General features: G+C 52.6%; 17 protein-coding genes. 10 read left to right on the forward strand and 7 right to left on the reverse strand.

The genetic code is table 11. The features are described from left to right. Positions 1 to 67 precede the first annotated feature (67 nt). Positions 68 to 541, reverse strand: a complete 474-nt coding sequence (locus tag MKY59_RS12365) for a GyrI-like domain-containing protein (RefSeq protein ID WP_339277849.1) — start codon at positions 539 to 541, stop codon at positions 68 to 70. A gap of 147 nt (positions 542 to 688) precedes the next feature. On the opposite strand from MKY59_RS12365, the gene MKY59_RS12370 reads away from it, so the two are divergent. Beyond that, positions 689 to 865: a hypothetical protein gene (locus tag MKY59_RS12370; protein WP_339277850.1), complete on the forward strand. Its 177-nt coding sequence runs from the start codon at positions 689 to 691 to the stop codon at positions 863 to 865. A 52-nt stretch (positions 866 to 917) separates the two neighbouring features. Here MKY59_RS12370 and MKY59_RS12375 read toward each other — a convergent pair whose 3' ends face one another. Continuing rightward, positions 918 to 1550 (reverse strand): nitroreductase family protein, encoded by a 633-nt coding sequence (locus tag MKY59_RS12375; protein ID WP_339277851.1) that lies wholly within the window; start codon positions 1548 to 1550, stop codon positions 918 to 920. Between the two features lie 127 nt (positions 1551 to 1677). Here MKY59_RS12375 and MKY59_RS12380 point away from each other — a divergent pair, with 127 nt between their 5' ends. Continuing rightward, on the forward strand, positions 1678 to 1917 hold the full coding sequence (locus MKY59_RS12380; RefSeq protein WP_236419567.1) for a hypothetical protein: 240 nt from the start codon (positions 1678 to 1680) through the stop codon (positions 1915 to 1917). 156 nt (positions 1918 to 2073) lie between these two features. Here the strand turns inward: MKY59_RS12380 and MKY59_RS12385 are convergent, their stop codons facing one another. After that, on the reverse strand, positions 2074 to 2859 hold the full coding sequence (locus tag MKY59_RS12385) for a M15 family metallopeptidase (RefSeq protein WP_339277852.1): 786 nt from the start codon (positions 2857 to 2859) through the stop codon (positions 2074 to 2076). 173 nt (positions 2860 to 3032) lie between these two features. After that, a complete protein-coding gene (locus MKY59_RS12390; RefSeq protein WP_236419572.1) occupies positions 3033 to 3407 on the reverse strand; it encodes an iron-sulfur cluster biosynthesis family protein in 375 nt (124 codons plus the stop codon). Between the two features lie 202 nt (positions 3408 to 3609). On the opposite strand from MKY59_RS12390, the gene MKY59_RS12395 reads away from it, so the two are divergent. Next, positions 3610 to 4221 carry a DUF1349 domain-containing protein gene (locus MKY59_RS12395; RefSeq protein ID WP_339277853.1) on the forward strand — a complete coding sequence of 204 codons (612 nt, stop codon included), beginning with the start codon at positions 3610 to 3612 and terminating at the stop codon, positions 4219 to 4221. Positions 4222 to 4366: 145 nt separating this feature from the next. On the opposite strand, the gene MKY59_RS12400 is transcribed toward MKY59_RS12395, so the two are convergent. After that, entirely contained in the window at positions 4367 to 4813 is a 447-nt protein-coding gene (locus MKY59_RS12400) for an SET domain-containing protein (RefSeq protein ID WP_236419576.1), read from the reverse strand. 272 nt (positions 4814 to 5085) lie between these two features. On the opposite strand from MKY59_RS12400, the gene MKY59_RS12405 reads away from it, so the two are divergent. The 7 genes from MKY59_RS12405 to MKY59_RS12435 all read left to right on the forward strand — a co-directional run bounded on the left by MKY59_RS12405 (position 5086) and on the right by MKY59_RS12435 (position 18253). Continuing rightward, positions 5086 to 6642: an ABC-F family ATP-binding cassette domain-containing protein gene (locus MKY59_RS12405; RefSeq protein ID WP_236419650.1), complete on the forward strand. Its 1557-nt coding sequence runs from the start codon at positions 5086 to 5088 to the stop codon at positions 6640 to 6642. Between the two features lie 489 nt (positions 6643 to 7131). Beyond that, on the forward strand, positions 7132 to 12354 hold the full coding sequence (locus MKY59_RS12410; RefSeq protein WP_339277854.1) for a fibronectin type III domain-containing protein: 5223 nt from the start codon (positions 7132 to 7134) through the stop codon (positions 12352 to 12354). A gap of 13 nt (positions 12355 to 12367) precedes the next feature. Beyond that, positions 12368 to 12646 carry a hypothetical protein gene (locus MKY59_RS12415; protein WP_339277855.1) on the forward strand — a complete coding sequence of 93 codons (279 nt, stop codon included), beginning with the start codon at positions 12368 to 12370 and terminating at the stop codon, positions 12644 to 12646. Then, positions 12600 to 14441 (forward strand): assimilatory sulfite reductase (NADPH) flavoprotein subunit, encoded by a 1842-nt coding sequence (locus tag MKY59_RS12420; protein ID WP_339277856.1) that lies wholly within the window; start codon positions 12600 to 12602, stop codon positions 14439 to 14441. Before MKY59_RS12415 ends, MKY59_RS12420 begins: the two co-directional genes overlap by 47 nt. 55 nt (positions 14442 to 14496) lie before the next feature. Beyond that, positions 14497 to 16218, forward strand: coding sequence for an assimilatory sulfite reductase (NADPH) hemoprotein subunit (cysI, locus tag MKY59_RS12425; protein WP_236419582.1), 1722 nt, complete (start codon positions 14497 to 14499; stop codon positions 16216 to 16218). A gap of 373 nt (positions 16219 to 16591) precedes the next feature. Continuing rightward, complete coding sequence (locus tag MKY59_RS12430; protein ID WP_339277857.1) at positions 16592 to 17380, forward strand: SDR family NAD(P)-dependent oxidoreductase; 789 nt, start codon at positions 16592 to 16594, stop codon at positions 17378 to 17380. Between the two features lie 153 nt (positions 17381 to 17533). Further along, positions 17534 to 18253, forward strand: coding sequence for a YebC/PmpR family DNA-binding transcriptional regulator (locus MKY59_RS12435; protein WP_236419653.1), 720 nt, complete (start codon positions 17534 to 17536; stop codon positions 18251 to 18253). Between the two features lie 226 nt (positions 18254 to 18479). Here MKY59_RS12435 and MKY59_RS12440 read toward each other — a convergent pair whose 3' ends face one another. After that, on the reverse strand, positions 18480 to 18947 hold the full coding sequence (locus tag MKY59_RS12440; protein WP_339278379.1) for a DinB family protein: 468 nt from the start codon (positions 18945 to 18947) through the stop codon (positions 18480 to 18482). Between the two features lie 289 nt (positions 18948 to 19236). Beyond that, a complete protein-coding gene (locus tag MKY59_RS12445) occupies positions 19237 to 19719 on the reverse strand; it encodes a DMT family transporter (RefSeq protein WP_339277858.1) in 483 nt (160 codons plus the stop codon). Positions 19720 to 19721: the final 2 nt, after the last annotated feature.

A 19721-nucleotide genomic window follows, 5' to 3' on the forward strand; every position in this document is an offset into this window, starting at 1 on the left:
GACCGAAGCCTTCGATAAATTCCACAACTTCGCGCGCCTCGATGACTCATGTTTACATGGGAATTGTTCACATAAGGTTAGCGTCCTTGCGCACCGGAATGCAAAGCTCGCATTGATGCCGCAGAAGAAGTTCCCCTTTATATCGTTCCATCACGGGGCCATCTGCGATCGCATGCCCGTGATCCCGAACCAAACCGGGAATGCTGGTCCAGGCATGCATCACGGCTTCCGCAGTATGCGCGATTCGGTATACGAGATAATCTCCGCCGGCCAATTCTCCTTCCTTTACGGGATCGTTTCCGGAGAAAACGAAATCGTCGCTGATCACGATGCACGCGTCATATCGACATGACTCAGGTGGAGTTGTTGCAGGGTCATCTTGCGGAATGCCGAACAATACGGAAGCTTCGGTTAACAAATGCTGAACGTGAGCCCAGTTTTTTAAGGTTTCCATTGCCTGTTTGTTGGCAGGGCCATAGGGTCCGATTTGACGAACATAAGCCATTCGGGTACGTGAGATCGTTTCGAGAGAAATGGACATGCGTGGTTCAACCCTTTCCGAAAGTATATGGACTTGTGTGTATGTAAGCCCACTCGGATACTAACATGGACTAAAATGAATTTCATGCACTTTTTTTGAACTCACGCACGGCATCGCCATTCAGGGCGAATTGGAACACATTGCGCAGTGCATCCCGATGAGGACGTTGACGAACTGATTTTGGCAGAGGTGGCGTTCGAAGAAAACGGAAATTTCCGGCTCGGATTCGACGCAGGGGAAACGCCTGCGGGGCAATTGTACCTGTTTGCGGAGTTTGACGAAGCATTTCATCTGTCGGAGCAGCTTATATATGAAACGTATTAAAGCCACGATGATCGTGGCTTTTTGGCATGGTTTGTTTTCGGTTTGTTATTCATTATTCCACGTTTAATTTGTTGAAACTCACATACTCGTTAATCGGTTTGCGGTAACCGCGCGGACGCTGCTTGGCTTCGGATTTTTTACCGATCGTGATGACCAGGGAGATCACATAGTGATCGGGAATTTCAAGGCTTTTTTGCAGCTCCTCGGCATCGAAACCGATCATTGGACAAGTGTCCCAGCCTCGATCCTGGGCAATCAGCATGAACTGCATGGCAGACAGGCTGGCATTGCGGATGGCATCCTCGCGTTGGAAAAATCTGCCGCGGGCTTCGTAAAATTCGGTGACGCTTTGTGATTCCTGCTCGTATTGAAACGGCGTCATAGCGCCAAGATTCAGCAAACCTTCGTTGATCGTGCGGATGTGATGGTGAGCGTTGATATCGCCGAGTACGACGATGACGGCAGAAGCCGTTTTTACTTTGTACTGCTGGGAAGCTTCATGGACTTTTTCGATCTGTGCCGGGTCCGTCAGCACGAGATAATGGGTGTGCTGCAGGTTAAAGGCCGAAGGCGCGAATTTGTTCAAAGCAAACATCTCATGGAATTCCGATTCGGGGATGTCGACGCCTTCTTCGAAAATAACGGCAGACCTGCGGTTTTTGATAATGTTCTCCAAATCACTCATCGTATGTACCTCGCTTGGTTGAATTATAAACTCACTATAGCACACTTGGTTACTTTTTGTATGTATAATTTTTGCATAAGACAAGTCGGTGCTGCCATACGCTGAAAATAAACCGTGGAGGTGACCGATGAAGGCATGGCTGTCTCAAGTTAAAAGCAACGCATTCTCGCGTGAATTTCGGGTATACGTGATCGAATCCTCCACGTTGAAGCGGTTTGTCATCGTGGAAATCGTGCTGGGTACGCTGGCGTACCATGCAGCTTTTTACCTGGTTCATAATGCCCTGCTGGCTGGGGTCGGCTCCTGGGCGGGGACGGAAGGGATGAAACGGCTCCCGGCAGTTGTCAAACGCATCGTCAGTGCGTAGAGTGGTTTGGTTTGACGCACTCTGTCAAAAGAAGCGTTGCAGGAGAGCAGGAAGGCGGATCGCCGACCTTTCTCTCCCTTTTTTTTTGTGGTAACGATCAGACCATCATAGGATCATTTCTATTCACCGAGAAAAGTACTTGATTCACAGTCACTTTTACTTGGCACGCTCCAAATATTGCTCCAGCGTGAGGTTCTGTTTCGTCATTTCGCCTGCGATGTATACGCCGACGTAGCGGACATGCCATGGCTCATACGCGTATCCGGTCAGTTTTTCCTGATCCTTGCCGTAGCGGATAATAAAGCCGTATTTCGGGGCATTGGCTTTCAGCCATTTGCCTTCTTTGGTGCTGCCGAAGCTTTGCTGCAGGTCGTAACCTGCGGATGCGCTGGAAATGTCCATCGCGAGCCCGGTCTGGTGTTCGCTTTGTCCAGGGCGGGCGCTGGTTTTGTTGGCCACGGCTTCGCCTTTGATGCTGGCATTGCGTTCAAAAATCGATTTTTGCGTGGCATAGGAACGGTAGCCGGACACGGCTTTGATATCGATGCCGTCTTTTTTGGCCGCTGCGAACAGCTTCTCCAGCGCGGTGGCGGCTGCTTTTCGCATCTGCTTTTTCGGGCTGGAGCCGGAGAAGCTGAACGGGATGTTCGGCACGACGAGATCCTTCGGTTCATAGCTTGCCGGCAGGTTTCTATTTTTGTTGACCAGCACGACGGTGCTCGTGAGATTGGTTACCGTGGCTTTGCCGTTGCCGTCTGTTTTGATCGTGCGGGATGGTGCATTGTCGTGCAGGAATTGGGCAAAGCTGGAGCTCGCAGCTTCTGCTGCCGTGCCGAACGTGAAAGGTACGGCGGCGAGTGCCGCCCCGGCAATGACGGATCCGGCCAGAATGGCGGAGATGATGGATTTATGTTTGCGTGTGCGATTCATTGATGTGGTCATGCTGCATCCTCCTCGGTTCTATCAATCTATAAACCGAGTATACTAGAGGATGATGTCAATAGTTTCTCCAAATGTTTCCGACTTGTAAACAAAATGTGTGAAAATAAAAAAACGGCCCTGCGTCGCCGCAAAAGCCGTTTCGTTATGGGCTAGGCCAATGGCTGGCAGAAAGATCATCTGCTGGATGGCAAGGCACAGGCATTCATGGCTGCGGGCGTTCCAACCGCGCTGGCACGAGCGTCCCGTACGCGAAGGTTGCCGTTAAGCACCCCTGAGTCGCTGCTGAGCTTGAACGAAGGATAGTTGGGCTCGGTATCCAGCTTCATGCTCTCCTCCAGGTTAAGCTGTTGTTTGGGGTCCACGTAGAATGTGCCCAGATTCGTTTCGACGGGTTCATCCAATGCTCCAGGCTGGTCTACGATGTCGATGACGAGCACGCCGTTGCATCCGCAATTTTCGGTATCATAAAAAAGCTTGAAATAACCCGGCTGCTCTCCGAGGCCTGCGGTCAGGCGCTCTGCAGCAAGATCGGTAATGGATATGCGCATATTGCCACGCTCCTTTGGATCGGAATCGAAATGTTTTACTTTCAACAATGTAAAACTAACTATATCTATAGTATACCATTCCTGTCAAAGGCAGCCGCATCACGTTGATGCACACATGCGCGCAGAACATTGGATGGATGGTATACTGAACTTGGGATGTTGGGCAGAAATGCCGGAAGTCGATTGAAGGGATGATGTACATATGTCAATGGATCATTTTGGGCAATGGCCGGAAGCAGCCTGGACAAGGGAGCCCGCATCTTGGGCTCTGCAATCCGATCGGCTGATCGTCGAGGCGGCAGAGGGAAGCGACTTTTGGGAAAACACGTTTTACGGCTTTTGCCACCGGAATGGCCATGCTTTACTTGCCGCATGGGACGGAGACCGTGCCGTCGAGGTATCCTTTGACTTAAAATCGTTTACCGAATTGTATGATCAGGCGGGCTTGATGTTGTGGCATGACCAGCATCAGTGGATCAAAGCGGGCATTGAGGTCAACGACGGCGTACCCCATGCAGCGGTGGTGGTGACAGACCATTTTTCCGACTGGTCGTTATCTCCTGTGCCCGAGTGGGCAGGTCAAATTGTAACGATCCGGGCTTCCTGGAGCAACGATGCCGTCATTATACGCGCGAGAACAGACAAGCATCCATGGCGCACGATCCGGGTTGCGCGGTTTGCCTATGCGACAGGCAAACAGGCGGGGCCTTTTCTATGCTCTCCGAAACGTGCCGGCTTCAGCGTGGAATTCCTCCGCTGGAAGCAGACGGCACCGGACGTGGACTTGCATGCTGATCCGCCGATCGAGGAGTAGAACCCTCCGTTTGATATAGGTGCACAGACGGTACACGAAAGAAGACAGGCGAGGAATCATCGTACGATTCCGCCTGTCTTCTCTGAGGTTCATGTGGGCTTTGTGCTGTCCGGACTTTCCGCCCTTTCCCGGGTTCAGAAGGCCGTCATTCAGCGTTTTTTTCGCGCTCGGCAGCTTGCTCGGCTTGATTCAACTGCTGCATGCGTTCTTCGTAATCATCGAGAAACCATAGCGGGTCCATGTTAGTTTCATCGCCATTGTAGTTGATCAACACTTCTTCGCCCGCCCGAATATCCCGATAAGCGTAGAAATCGAAGGAATGATTGTCGAAATTGATGACATAAGTCGCGTTGGGTTCATAGGAGTGGTTAATCAAACTGCCGTAACCCAGCAACATCGCAGTATGGTTCGTGCCGTACTCGAATACGTAATCTCCGAGTATGGTCTCATCGATGTGATGGTGATCTTCATTCGGATAGGCAACGACCGGCGCCTGATGGATCAGCTTTCCTTTTGGAATGTCCTCCGTGGCGAATACGCCGCGGTTAAATTCTCCGCTTCCTCCAATGGGGGAACGTTTTACTTCAATCATTGCTTTTCACCTGATGCTCGTTCAGAAGAGCTCCGTTCTGTATTAGTGTGTATACACCTTATTTATTGTTCCAGTGACAGCTTAACGTATACAAAGAAAAATTTTAACGGATTCCGATGATTTAGGCAAATGGGCAGAGGAATTTCACGGTGATGAAGGTGGAGGGAACGGCGCGATTCTCGACAAGCTTGCCATTTGAAGTTGCCATTGAGTTGAGCGGCCCATAACGCTTATAATATACAAGAATAAGTCTATATAGAAAAGGTGTCATGATGAGTATATTAAACGTGGAAAAATTGAGTCACGGTTTTGGCGACCGTGCCATCTTTAACAATGTATCGTTCCGTCTGCTCAAGGGTGAGCATATCGGTTTGATCGGGGCCAACGGTGAAGGGAAATCCACCTTCATGAATATCATTACGGGCAAGCTGCAGCCGGATGAAGGTAAAGTGGAATGGTCCAAGCGCATGCGCGTCGGTTATCTGGACCAGCATGCCGTGCTCAGCAAAGGACAGTCGATCCGCGACGTGCTGCGCAGCGCGTTCCAATACCTGTTCGACATGGAGCAGGAGATGAACGACATGTACGGCAAAATGGGAGATGTGACTCCCGAGGAACTGGAGCAACTGCTCGAAGACGTCGGCACGATTCAGGATACGCTGACCAATCAGGATTTTTACTTGATTGATGCCAAGGTGGATGAGACCGCCCGAGGACTGGGTCTGACCGACATCGGCCTGGACAAGGACGTTAACGATCTGAGTGGCGGACAACGCACGAAGGTGCTGCTGGCCAAGCTTTTGCTCGAAAAACCCGATATTTTGCTGCTTGACGAGCCGACGAACTATCTGGATGAACAGCATATCGAATGGCTGAAACGTTATCTGCAGGATTACGAGAATGCGTTTATCCTCATCTCTCACGATATTCCGTTCCTGAACAGCGTCATCAACCTGATCTATCATATGGAAAATCAGGATTTGACCCGTTATGTGGGCGATTATGACCACTTCCAGGAAGTTTACGAGATGAAAAAGCAGCAGCTCGAATCGGCGTACAAACGCCAACAGCAGGAAATTGCCGACCTCAAGGATTTCGTGGCCCGGAACAAGGCGAGCGTGGCAACGCGCAATATGGCGATGTCCAGACAAAAGAAGCTCGACAAGATGGAAGTCATCGAGCTGGCGGCCGAGAAGCCGAAACCGCAGTTTAATTTCCGCGAAGCGAGAACGTCGGGCAAACTGATTTTCGAAACCAAAGGCTTGGTGATCGGGTACAACGAGCCATTGTCCAGACCGCTTGATCTGCGTATGGAACGTGGACAAAAAATTGCGCTCGTCGGTGCGAACGGGATCGGTAAAACAACGCTCATGCGCAGCATTTTGGGCGAAATCCCGGCGCTGGACGGAACGGTGCAGCGCGGCGACTTGCTGGAAATCGGTTATTTCCAACAAGAGATCAAAGAAGCGAACTATAACACATGCATCGAGGAAATTTGGCAGGAGTTCCCGTCCTTCACGCAATTTGAGGTGCGTGCGGCTCTGGCCAAATGCGGTTTGACGACCAAACATATCGAGAGCAAGGTTGCGGTGCTGAGCGGTGGCGAAAAGGCGAAAGTACGCCTGTGCAAGCTGATCAACAACGAAACGAACCTGCTCGTGCTCGACGAGCCGACGAACCATCTGGACGTGGATGCGAAGGATGAACTCAAACGCGCGCTGAAAGCCTATAAAGGCAGCATTCTGCTGATTTCCCACGAACCGGAATTTTACCGCGACGTCGTGACGGATACGTGGAACTGCGAATCGTGGACGACGAAAGTATTTTAAGTCCGGAAGCCGCTCGGCATATCAGTGAAGCGAGGGGAGGATCTCATCGCCTCAAGGGCTGGATGAATAATACAAATACACCATGGCGTAGAGATGCTCAAAGATGAAATGAAAAGCACGCATTGCACGGATGAACTTCCGCGTAATACGTGCTTTTTCGCCTGGTGTGACGAAATATGTTGGCATGGAAATAATGATTGACAGCTTCGTTTTGCCGATACTATAATTCAGGAAAGCACTTACATTTGCATAAAAATGAAACCTGTTTCACGATATAGGCGCAAGGAAAAGGCGGATAATTATTATTTGCACATTGCTACTAGTATGGGAGACAGGTTTTTTTTGCGCCTAAATGAAACCGGTTTCATGAAACTGGGAGGTGATCGGACCCTCGCCCTTGGCGCGCTTGAGTGTTGAACACAGGCCGGAAACAGCACCGTGCCCTTATATCCATGTTTTGATCTTCCGAGGCAAAGGAGAGATACGGATTTGAACTCATTGAAGAAACCGATTACATTCGTGTTGGCGGCTTCATTGGCACTGTCTTCGGGACCGTGGATGCTGCCAGGCCAGGTTTTTGCCGATGTGGACCGCATGCCCGCAATACTGCTGCAGGATGACTTTTCGGATGGGGATTATACCGTGTCGCCTGAGTGGATCGTGAGTTCAGGAAATTGGAGCATAGCTGCCGATCCGCTCGATGGTTCCAACAACACGCTCTATCAGAGCGATACCGGGGAAGGCATCATTTCGACTGGTGATAGGATGTCCGACATGACCGTGACCACAAGTGTTTATACGGGGGCGGGGCAGGGATATCCAGGCATTTTGCCGCGTTTTCAGGACAAGAACCATTTTTATTATTTTCAAATGCAGGTGCCTGCCAACAAACTTGTGTTTTCCAAGCGGGTGAACGGCACGGATACCACGTTGAAAACGGCGGATTTCACTTTTGCCAAAAACACGTGGTACACGCTCAAGCTGGTGCTGTCGGGCACGTCCATTCGGGCCTATATTACGGAAAACGGAGCCGATCGGCTCGTCTTTGATCTTGCGGACGATACATATGCCGCCGGTACGGTCGGCATTCGCAACAAGTGGCAGACGGTGCAGGTCGACGATGTTATCGTCGCCGAGCCGCCGCCCGCCAATGACATTGCGCTGACTGCCGCCGAGCAGACGGCCTCCTCGGTATCGCTGCAATGGACGGAAGCGGAAGGCGCGACCGGCGGTTATCGCCTGTATCGTTCCACATTGCCGGACAGCGGTTATTCCTTTGTGGCAAGCACAATGTCTCCGGGTTATGTGGATGAGGGATTAAGCACGGATACGAACTATTACTACAAAGTGGCTTACGAATATGGCGGCTTAACAGAATCGTTGTGGTCTTCGCCATTGGAGGTTCGGACGGCAGCCACGGCGCCGCAGGCACCTGGCAACTTGACGGCGGTCGGGCTCGATGCCACCAGCGTAAAGCTGTCATGGTCTGCGGCAGACAAGGCGACCGGCTACCGTGTATCACGTGCTTTGCTTGGCAGCGAATCATACGAGCAGGTGGTTGAGGGGACTTCGCTCAGTTACACGGATCAAGGTCTGGAGCCTGGCAGCAGCTACAGCTATCGCGTCACCGCGTATAACGCAGCCGGGGAATCCGCGCCTGCAACAACGGAAGCGAGAACGTATGATATCAACTCCCCGACCGGTTTTGCCGTTTCGGATGTGACGGATACGTCGATTTCTCTTCGTTGGGACGTTCTACCCGGTTCGAACGTGACTTATACGGTGTCCAGAGCAACAAGTGCAACAGGCACGTTCCAACAGGTGTATCGCGGTGGCGACACTGCGTTTACGGACAGTAAATTATCGATGGGGACCGGTTATTTTTACAACATTCAGGCGGAAGTTGACGGCGTTGTTTCCCCGGTTTCGACGCCGCTTGGGGCCGCCACGATTCGCACGAGCTTTACGCCAGGCCAATTATGGCCGGACCTGGGCGGCAAGGCGATCGATGCCCATGGCGCCGGGTTCTTTTACGATGAGCAAACGGAGAAGTATTACTGGTACGGCGAATACCACACGGGAGGATGGCCGGCGACGGGAATTCGCGTATATTCGTCGACAGACTTGATGAACTGGACGGATGAGGGAATGGCGCTCACGATGATCCGATCCATGGACGACTTCGACAACGATCCGCTGATCTCGGAACTGTACGCGGGCCGTGAAGACAGGGTGGATATCTGGGCCGATATCCGCAGAGGCCGGATCATCGAGCGGCCAAAGGTCATTTACAACGACAAAACGAAAAAATACGTCATGTGGGCCCACATGGACGGAGACAAGGACCCTTACAACGACAACGCCAACTACGGCAAGGCGCAGGCTGGTTATGCCATCAGCGATTCGCCGACGGGTCCGTTCGTCTACCAGAAGAGTTACCGGATGGATCGCGCTCCCGAAGGGGAGAAGGATTACCAACCAGGCAATCCGGGCATGGCACGAGACATGAACTTGTTTAAGGACGACGACGGTACCGCATACCTGATTTACTCCAGCGAGGAAAATCTGACGTTGTATATTTCCAAATTGACGGATGACTACAGCGACGTCACGGGATGGCACAAGCAAGGGTTGACCGACGAGAAAGGCAATCCCGTGCGCGATTCTACCTATCAGGCTGAATACGGTGTAGACTACGTGCGCGTATTTCCTGGCGGACAGCGCGAAGCTCCGGCCATGTTCAAATATCAGGGCAAATATTATATGCTGACCTCCGGCGCAACCGGCTGGTCGCCGAACGAAAACAAGGTGACCGTAGCGGACAACATTTTCGGGCCGTGGTCTACGATGACGAATCCGTTCGTGCGCACGCTGCCTAGCGACCCTGATCCGGGCAAAGCGTTTGGCACGCAGTCCACGTCAGTGATTCCGGTGGATCCGGCCAAGGGCAAATTCATTTATGTGGGCGATACATGGAACGGCGGAAATTTCTCTAATGACGGGGCCAAATACGTATTCCTGCCGATCGAATTCGGAATAGGTTCCGATATCGCGATCCGGTGGTATGACAGTTGGACGCCTGATTTGCTGAATTCGATGGGGAAGGTGGATATTACAGATCCGCTGCCGGAAGCAGTACCGCTCGGCAAGGTTCCCGCGTTGCCAACAACCGTTAATGTGCGCGACGGAGAAACCTTGGTGCCGACGCCAGCGGTCTGGACGGTGAACGACCGTGTGATGACGGCCGAAGATTTTGCGAAGCCGGGTCCGCTCACGTTACAGGTGAGGACGCCGGAGTTCGGCAACAAAAAACAGGCGGTGCGCGTATACGTCGTCCCCGAGAATGCCCTTTATTTTGTCAATAGCGGGGGTTACGAGACAGCCGATTACAAATTGATGGGTGCTTATATGAAAGGAACGCTGGCCAACCCGGGAACGGCGGACCAGATGTATGCGCCGGGCGAGGGACGCGACTGGGGATATGTCAGCGCGGATGCGCTGCCTTCCGGTTCGAATGGTGGAGACATATTTTCGACCGTGCGTTATTTGAACGGCGGCAATGTGACCAATTCGCCCAAAGGCACGGATCTGACTTATCGCTTTGACGTACCGAACGGAACATACGATATCTATGCCGGATTCAATGATCCATGGACAAACACGTCGCGCCGAGCCAATTTCTATATTAATGGAGAGAATACCGGTGCAGTCACGTATACGCCATCCAGTGTGAGGGCTCATCGAGGCATTGCCGTTTCGAACAACAAGCTGGAACTGACGGTACGCAATACGGCAGCGCAGGATCCGCTGATCAGTTGGATCGTCATCGCCAAACCGGACATGGCACCTTCCGTGGACGAAAGCGCCGGGTTGCGAGCCGAAGCGGTGACGGGAACAGACGTTACGCTCCACTGGGATGCCCGTCTTGGGGCGGCGGGTTACAAGCTTTATCGTTCAGAGCGTGAAGACGGGGAGTACAGCATCGTTTATAACGGGAGTTTGCGGCAATATACGGATCGCGAACTGACGCCGGGTACGCATTACTATTATAAAGTGGAAGCGCTCGATGCGGTGGGAGGATCACTGGGCGGTTTATCGACGGCCTGCGAAACGGAGACGGTGGAGCTCACTGCCGAGGAAGTCGCCGCTTCCATCACAGCACTGGAGCAGCCCGCCAAAGGCGCGAAAACATTGAAGCTGCCGACCGTTCCGAAAGGGTTCAGGATTGCGATCGCTTCGAGTTCGCTGCCGGACGTTGTACGTGTCGATGGCACGATCGTGCCGCCATCCGAGGAAGCTACGGTCACGTTGGAATTGGAGATTACACGCATCTCTGACGACAGCAAGGCATTGACGGTACCTCTTATCGTCAAAGTGCCTGCACAGGCTTCTTCATCCGGAGGTACGGGAAGCGACGGTTCAAGCGGCGGCACAGGAGGAAGTGCGGGCGGCAGCTCTGGCGGAACTTCGGGTGGCACGGGAGGTCAAAACGGCAGCTCGAACACGTCAGGAGACCGTTTGGTACCTCAACCGCAAAAAGACAGGGCTCTTCTTGAAGTGAAGGCCGAGACCGGCAAGGATGGCGTCGCGCAAGCAGAGGTGAAAGAATCCGCAATGGAAGCGGCTTTTGCGGCAGTGCCTGCCGCAGCTTCGAACAGACCGCTGGTGGAGCTTCGCTTGAAAGCGAGTGCAGAGGCCGGTGCATATGAGCTCCGTCTGCCTGCCGCCTCGCTGGTGGATGACGGCAAGGCCCGCCGGATCTTGATCGTGACCGCTTTGGGGTCGCTGGAGCTTCCGACCGATTTGCGCAAAAACGTTGCTGCAGACGGCGATATCGTAACGGTGCGGTTAACGCAAACAACATTGGCGAAGCCGACTGCACGGCAGCTTGGCACACAACAGGGGCTGCGACTGGATCTTGACGTGAATGGAGAAGTTTGGCCATCTACTAGTGTCTTGACGCTTCGAATGCCTTATGGGAAGCTGCAAGGCGCGCACCCTGACGCCATTGTTGCGTTCAAGATCGGGGCGGACGGAGTGGCAGCACCGCTGCCACAAAGCCGATATGACGAGCAGAGCGGCGAGGTTGTATTCACCACTTCATCAGGTGCAGGAGAATATGCCGTAGCACGGGTGGAGAGCACATTTGCCGACGTGGGAAGCGTTCCATGGGCCCGAACAGCGATCCATGCGCTGGCTGCACGCGGAATCATCCATGCAGATGGAACTGATGATGCAGGGCATCTGCAGCCGAAACAGGATATGACGCGTGGTCAATACGTGCAATGGCTGGTCGCGGCGCTTGGTTTGGATGCCCCAGCGGGCGACGAATTCTCCGATGTGAAGGCAGACGCCCCGTATTACGAGGCGGTTGGAACTGCGCGTTCGCTCGGCATTGCCACCGGTACCGGCAACGGGCGTTTCTTGCCAGAGGCAGCCATTACCCGGCAGGAAATGATGACTCTGACGGTAAGAGCGCTTGAAACGGCTGGACTGCTTCAACCGGGTTCAGTAGAAACAGAGAACGTCCTGACACGTTTCCACGATGCGCATATGATCCGTCCTTATGCCGGGCAAAGTGTTGCAACGCTTGTGCAGCTTGGCGTCGTTGGTGGTTATAACGGCGAGGTCAAACCTTTGGCTGCAGCTACGCGTGCCGAGTCGGCGGTGTTACTGTATGCGATGATGAATGAGCTGGTATGGCCTAAGTAACGCGGCAAACGGAATGCCTAAGGCTTATTTCAACCTGATTGCAGGCTGGAATAAGCCTCTTGGCGTTGTAAAAATCATCAAGCATGAATTTGCGGTTTTTTGTCGTTTATCAGCGAAACTGATAAATGGTATAAAAGGTTTGAAATTGACCGCCAACAGCGGGTGTGTTAGGTTCTTAATATCAGAAATAAATGTGATCTTTTTAGTAGGAATTAAAATTGAAGCAATGCGCGAGGTGGCAAATGGTGGAACTTCAAGTGACAAACAGCCCTTTTACTCAGGAACAGGTTGAGCTGCTCAACCGCCTGCTTCCTACCTTAAACGAAGGACAACGGATCTGGCTGAGCGGATATCTTACGGCATCGTTCGGCAGTGCAGCAGCATCGGTTCCGGCGGCACCGCAGCAGTTGGCAGCGTCGGGATCGGCGGCCGCAGCGCCTGAAAGCGTACCTGCAGTACCGAAGGAAGTAACGGTTCTTTACGGTTCGCAAACGGGGAATTCAAGCAGCCTGGCGAAAAAGCTCGCCAAAAGGCTCGAAGGGCAGAACCTTCAGGTAACCTTGTCCTCCATGGGGGATTTCAAACCGAACGGACTCAAAAAAATCAATAATCTCCTCATCGTGGTCAGCACGCATGGCGAAGGCGAGCCGCCGGACAATGCCATTGCGTTCCATGAATTCCTGTTCAGCAAACGGGCACCCAAGCTCGACGGATTGCAATATTCCGTATTGGCGCTTGGAGATACTTCATACGAATTTTTCTGCCAGACCGGCAAAGACTTCGACCAGCGTCTTCAGGAACTGGGAGGGACGGTGCTTGTGCCGCGCGCGGACTGCGACGTCGATTTCGATGAACCTGCTGCGGCGTGGATCGAAGAAGTGGCTGCATCGCTCGGAAATGCTTCGGCCGGGGCGGTTAGCAGCGCCAATGCAGCTGCGAATCCGCTTGCAAGCAACGTGGAGTCGGAGTACAGCCGCACGAACCCTTTCAAGGCAGAAGTGCTTGAGAACCTCAACCTGAACGGCAGAGGATCCGATCGGGAGACCCGCCATATCGAGTTATCGCTTGAAGGGTCCAACCTGCAGTATGAGCCTGGCGACAGCCTCGGCGTATTTCCGGAAAATCACCCGCGTCTCGTGGATGAGCTGATCGCAGCGATGGATTGGAATGGGGGCGAGCTTGTACAGGTGAACAAAAATGGAGATCAGGCTTCCGTCCGCGAAGCATTGCTGCGAGTTTTTGAAATAACAGCCGTTACCAAGCCGGTTGTAGAGCAGCTGGCGAAGCTGAAGCCCGAGAGCGGCCTGTCCGGGCTGCTGGCGGATGAATCGGAGTTCCGCAAGGTCATGCATAGCTGCGACCTGCTTGATCTCGTGCAGGACTATCAACTTGCCGGCATCCCGGCAGCTTCATTCTTGGCCGTGCTGCGGAAAATTCCGGCCCGCTTGTACTCGATTGCCAGCAGCCTGAAATCATCTCCGGACGAAGTGCATCTGACCGTGCGAACCGTACGTTATGAGTCGCGCGGCCGTGAGCGTTATGGCGTATGTTCCGTACACTTGGCCGAACGGATTGAAGCCGGAGACAGCTTGCCCATCTTCGTTCAGCATAATCCGAACTTCAAACTTCCCGCCAATCCCGATGCGCCTGTGATCATGATCGGACCGGGCACGGGCGTGGCGCCATTCCGGGCATTCCTCGGAGAACGCGAGGAAACGGGCGCCGAGGGCAAAACATGGCTGTTCTACGGCGACCAGCATTTTGCAACGGACTTCCTGTACCAGACGGAATGGCAGCGCTGGTTGAAGGATGGCGTGCTGTCACGCATGGACGTAGCCTTCTCGCGTGATACCGAGCAGAAGGTATACGTGCAGCACCGGATGTTGGAACACAGCAAGGAATTGTATCAATGGCTGTTGGAAGGCGCTCATGTGTACGTGTGCGGCGACGAGAAAAGAATGGCCCATGACGTCCATCATGCCCTGGCGACCATCATTCAGCAGGAGGGCGGTTTGACGGAAGAAGAGGCTTCGGAGTACCTGACACGTTTGCAGCAAGAAAAACGTTATCAGCGGGACGTGTATTAATCCGCAGTGCAGTTTGACGGAAACGGATCCCGAAGTAGCGAGAGGAGAAAGCGGTATGGCTTATAACAATTTACTCAACCCGCAGCGCCAAAACAGCGATGTGGAAGACATAAAGATCAAGAGCAACTATTTGCGCGGAAGTTTGACCGAAACGCTGGCAGACCGGATCACCGGCTCCATTCCCGAAGACGACAACCGTTTGATGAAACACCACGGCAGCTACATGCAGGACGATCGCGATCTGCGCAACGAACGAAACAAATCCAAACTGGAGCCTGCGTACCAGTTCATGCTGCGCGTGCGAGCGTCGGGCGGTATCGTAACGCCTGAGCAATGGCTTATGATGGACCGGGTTTCCCAAAAGTACGGGAACGGCACGATTCGGTTGACGACGCGTCAATCCTTTCAGCTGCACGGCGTGCTGAAATGGAATTTGAAGCCCACGATTCGTGAAGTGAACGACGCCCTGCTCAGCACGTTGGCTGCATGCGGCGACGTCAACCGCAACGTTATGTGCAATCCGAATCCAAACCAATCCGACGTTCATGCCGAAGTGTATGAATGGGCTTGCCAGGTGAGCAACCATCTCGATCCGCGTACGCGGGCTTACCACGAGCTCTGGCTGGACGGCGAGAAAATCATCGATTCGCGCGACAATGACGAGGAGGTTGAACCGATCTACGGCAAAGTTTACCTGCCGCGCAAATTCAAGATCGGCATTGCCGTGCCGCCGTCCAATGACGTGGACGTTTTTTCCCAGGATTTAGGTTTTATCGCCATCGTGGAGAACGGCAAACTGCAGGGCTTCAATGTGGCAGTCGGCGGCGGCATGGGCATGACCCACGGCGATTCCAAAACGTATCCGCAAGTGTCGAAGGTGATCGGCTTCATCACGCCGGAGAAAATGATCGACGTGGCGGAGAAAACGGTCACGATCCAGCGGGATTACGGCGACCGTGCGGTGCGCAAGCATGCACGCTTCAAATATACGATCGACGATCGTGGCCTCGCTTGGTTCGTGGAGGAATTGCATAACCGTCTTGGCTGGGAACTGGAGCCTGCGCGCGAATTCCATTTCGAGCATAACGGTGACCGTTACGGCTGGGTTAAAGGAAGCAATGGCCGCTGGCATTACACCCTGTTCATCCAAAACGGCCGCGTCAAAGATTTTGAAGGTTACCCGCTGATGACGGGATTGCGGGAAATTGCCAAAGTCCATACCGGCGATTTCCGTCTGACCGCGAATCAGAACTTGATCATTGGCAATATCTCGAGCCAAAAGAAAAAAAAGATCGAAGCGTTGATGGAGCAGTACAACTTGACGGATGGAGCGCATTACTCCGCTTTGCGCCGCAGCTCGATGGCTTGCGTGGCCCTTCCGACATGCGGTCTGGCTATGGCGGAGTCCGAGCGCTACTTGCCATCCCTGATCGACAAGCTGGAGCCTGTGCTGGACGAAGCAGGCCTCAGAGACGAAGAGATCGTCATTCGCATGACGGGCTGCCCGAACGGCTGTGCACGCCCGATGTTGGCCGAGATTGCCTTTATCGGGAAAGCTCCGGGCAAATACAATCTGTATCTGGGCGGCAGTTTTACCGGACATCGACTCAATAAGCTTTATAAAGAAAACATCGGCGAAAAAGAGATTCTGGATACGTTGACGCCGATCATCCATCGATATGCGAAGGAACGCAGCGAAGGCGAGCATTTCGGCGACTTTGTCATCCGTTCCGGCTATGTGCCCGAGGTATTGGACGGACAGCAGTTCCATGCCTGATAAAACGTGAATATTAGCCAAGAGAGAATGAGCACTTCCCGAGGGGAGTGCTTTTTGGCGTGTATGTTTTCGTTTCATTCGACCTGAACGGGGTAAGAAGAAAGGAGCAGCTATTATAGACCGCAAAAACGTAGGCACGTAAAACGGAGACGCAGAACCAACTCCGAAGAAGCAAAACGTTCGCTTAAAAGCTTTCAGAGAGAAAGCTGCATCGGAGACATAGGCGTTATCCCCGGATTTTCCCCTTGAAAAGGGGTTCGAAAACATCCGGGGATACAGTAGTGCTGGAAGATGGTGCTGCACTCGCAGTGGCCTATTGTGATTGATTTGTGCGGCTTTAATAAATGATCCCCCGGGACAGGAGATGATGAACATGAAAATCATGCAGGACAAAATCGCGATCATTACGGGAGCAGCATCCGGAATCGGCAAGGCTGGTGCCATCCGTCTGGCCCGGGAAGGGGCAAAGGTCAGCCTGATCGACCGAAATGCCGAGCGGCTCGAGGAAACGGTATCCGAACTGAACGAAATGGGTGCCGAGGCGCTCCATTACGCGATAGACATCCGTGATGAGGATCAGTTAAAGGAAGCCATCGGGCATACAGCCGATCGTTGGGGAGGACGGATCGACACAGTGTTTGCCAATGCGGGCATTCTTGGAACCGTTTCGCCGATCGAGCATTTTCCACCCGGCGAGTTCGAGCGCACGTTGAAAAACAATTTGCTCGGCACGGTGGAGACGGTCAAACATGCCATCCCTTATATGAAAGAACACGGAGGAACGATTACCGTCACCAGTTCCGTCAGCGGCAACCGCCAATTTGCCCAAGCCGGGTTCTCGGCTTACAGCACGTCCAAGGCAGCCATCTCGGCGTTTGCTAAAATGGCCGCGCTCGAGCTTTCCCAATACGGCATTCGCGTCAACGCAATCTGCCCCGGCATGATCGACACGAACATTTTCGAGTCGAAGGAGCAGGAGGAGCATACGTCTGAGATTCGCTTTCCGTTCAACATTCCCGATTACGGCATTCCGCTGACGCGCAAACCCGGCAAACCGGAGGACGTGGCCGGATTGCTGCTGTATCTTGCCTCAGACGAAGCGAGGCACATTACCGGGACCGAGGTATATATCGACGGAGCGGAGGCGCTTATTAAAGGATAGCGGAGAATGTTACCGTTCACGGGTCCGCACAGTCCGCACAGAGAACGGTTTACCGGTCAATCTTTTCCCCTCAGAAACTTGTTGAAGCCCTCTTAACAAGATATAATGACAGAGTAGAATGCAGATTACATGTTGAAAGTGAGCGGAAAAGATATGGGGCGCAAGTGGAATAATATCAAGGAAAAGAAAGCTTCAAAAGATGCCAACACGAGCCGGGTGTATGCCAAATTTGGCGTTGAGATTTACGTGGCTGCCAAGAAGGGCGAGCCGGACCCGGAAGCCAATCGCGCGTTGAAAGTGGTTCTGGAACGGGCCAAAACATATAATGTGCCAAAAGCGATCATTGACCGCGCCATGGAAAAAGCCAAAGGCAGCGGGGACGAAAACTATGAAGAACTCCGTTACGAAGGCTTCGGACCCAACGGAGCGATGGTCATCGTTGACGCGCTGACGAACAACGTAAACCGTACAGCGCCTGAAGTGCGCTCCGCGTTCAACAAAAACGGCGGCAACATGGGCGTCAGCGGTTCTGTTGCCTACATGTTCGATCCGACGGCGGTCATCGGCGTGGAAGGCAAAACCTCCGAGGAAGTGCTCGAAATAATGCTCGAAGCGGACGTTGACGTGCGTGACATCGTGGAGGAAGACGAAGCGGTGATCGTATATGCCGATCCGGACCAATTCCATGCGGTGCAGGAAGCGTTCAAAGCAGCGGGCGTGACCGAATTCACGGTCGCCGAGCTGACGATGCTGGCGCAAAACTATGTGCAGCTGCCTGAGGATGCGCAAGTGCAATTCGAGAAGCTGATCGATGCGCTGGAAGACCTTGAGGACGTGCAGCAGGTGTACCACAACGTAGAATTCGAAGATTAAGGCGTATCCTAGCCATTTCTCTAGGCATGAGACGGAAATTTGTTCTTAAAACCGCCAATTGTTTCAATAAGTGAGGATGTACATGTCTTTGCTTGGTGGATTTTTATGATGATGTACGTTTTGGTGTCCGAGTTATGAGGATGGTGTAACTCTAAACTCACTTTTTGTATGGGATATCTATTACAAAAAGTGAGTTTTTATGTTGTTCGCTCTATGTGCTGATGAATCAGCTTGAAAACAGCCCTCTGCCAATTACATTTGCTGATACTGGTTGAATCCCGAGTTCTCTTGCCCATATGGATAGTTGACCCATATGATGAATTTCGTGAGCAATGACATGGCGTAGTATTTCACCTTTGGTATAACGTCCTTCAGTCCATGGAACTATAACCGTTTCGTATTCGAAATTATCTGACCAAGTATCCAGAAATGCCTTTGTTTCTTGCATCCAACAATGAGAAAGTTCTTTTACTTGTTCCAGTGACTTGCAGCTCTCAAATTGGACTTGGAGATCAGGTTGACCTTGTATTCCACGAATCCAGCTATATTCCACATCTGAGATATGGAAAAGGGTATAAAGAATGCTGCCTGGCCCACCAATTCGATGACGAAGCAATTCTTCATTTGAGAGTAGCGTACATCGCTCAAACCATTCATTTCTTACCATCCAGTTATAATTAAATAACCTTATCAACATACTCGCCCCCTTAACAGCATTCAGCATGGAACATCTTATCACATTCTCTTATTGAAGCCTTCCTTCATGCATTCGAAAAATCGTATATTTCCTTAATTTGATTTTCGGGAGAAGATATAGTCTTAAGCGAATGTTCTTGAGGATTATGTAAACAAAGACTGTCTGTTGAATCGGAACAGACAGTCTTTTTGCGTGCGGCTCTATGCCTGATTGCACATGATAGAACCACTCTTCTTACGCCACAACCGAAGGAAACGGGCAATCTTTCGGGTTGCGGCGTTTTCGGTTACTGTCCCTCGCGGCTAGGCGCCACCGCATTTGGTTTCTCGCTCTTGCCACCGAGCTTGAACAACAGAATACCTGCGACGATGACCAGTACCCCGACAAGCTGATTCCAGGAGAAGGGGATCTTATCCAGGCCAAGCCAGCCCATGGAGTCGAACAGCAGCGCAAAGCTCAGCTGGGACGTCAACACAATGGAAATGGCGTAGGTAGGTCCAAGCAGCTTAAGCGCCTGCATGAGGCAGAACACAACGCCGACGCCGATCGCTCCGCTAAAGCAGTACCATGGCTTCATATGTTGGATGCTGAACGTATCTTTTCCTTCCACCAATAGGGAGATGGCAAACGAGGCGAGAAAACCGGTGAACAGCACCAATGCGGTAGATGACCAGGGACCCGTTCTTTCGTTGACCTTGCTGTTGAAAATGGTTTGCAGGCTGACAAGCGCTCCAGCGAGCGCTGCCAGCAAAATTCCGGTGATGACCATTG

Source organism: Paenibacillus sp. FSL W8-0426 (genome assembly GCF_037969725.1).
GTDB classification, from domain to species: domain Bacteria; phylum Bacillota; class Bacilli; order Paenibacillales; family Paenibacillaceae; genus Paenibacillus; species Paenibacillus hubeiensis.

Excerpts from the sequence above, each read along its gene's own strand:
- MKY59_RS12365 (WP_339277849.1), bottom strand. The coding sequence starts at position 541 with ATGTCCATTTCTCTCGAAACGATCTCACGTACCCGAATGGCTTATGTT.
- MKY59_RS12375 (WP_339277851.1), bottom strand. The coding sequence starts at position 1,550 with ATGAGTGATTTGGAGAACATTATCAAAAACCGCAGGTCTGCCGTTATT.
- MKY59_RS12380 (WP_236419567.1), top strand. The coding sequence starts at position 1,678 with ATGAAGGCATGGCTGTCTCAAGTTAAAAGCAACGCATTCTCGCGTGAA.
- MKY59_RS12385 (WP_339277852.1), bottom strand. The coding sequence starts at position 2,859 with ATGACCACATCAATGAATCGCACACGCAAACATAAATCCATCATCTCC.
- MKY59_RS12390 (WP_236419572.1), bottom strand. The coding sequence starts at position 3,407 with ATGCGCATATCCATTACCGATCTTGCTGCAGAGCGCCTGACCGCAGGC.
- MKY59_RS12395 (WP_339277853.1), top strand. The coding sequence starts at position 3,610 with ATGTCAATGGATCATTTTGGGCAATGGCCGGAAGCAGCCTGGACAAGG.
- MKY59_RS12400 (WP_236419576.1), bottom strand. The coding sequence starts at position 4,813 with ATGATTGAAGTAAAACGTTCCCCCATTGGAGGAAGCGGAGAATTTAAC.
- MKY59_RS12405 (WP_236419650.1), top strand. The coding sequence starts at position 5,086 with ATGAGTATATTAAACGTGGAAAAATTGAGTCACGGTTTTGGCGACCGT.
- MKY59_RS12415 (WP_339277855.1), top strand. The coding sequence starts at position 12,368 with ATGCCTAAGGCTTATTTCAACCTGATTGCAGGCTGGAATAAGCCTCTT.
- cysI (WP_236419582.1), top strand. The coding sequence starts at position 14,497 with ATGGCTTATAACAATTTACTCAACCCGCAGCGCCAAAACAGCGATGTG.
- MKY59_RS12430 (WP_339277857.1), top strand. The coding sequence starts at position 16,592 with ATGAAAATCATGCAGGACAAAATCGCGATCATTACGGGAGCAGCATCC.
- MKY59_RS12435 (WP_236419653.1), top strand. The coding sequence starts at position 17,534 with ATGGGGCGCAAGTGGAATAATATCAAGGAAAAGAAAGCTTCAAAAGAT.
- MKY59_RS12445 (WP_339277858.1), bottom strand. The coding sequence starts at position 19,719 with ATGGTCATCACCGGAATTTTGCTGGCAGCGCTCGCTGGAGCGCTTGTC.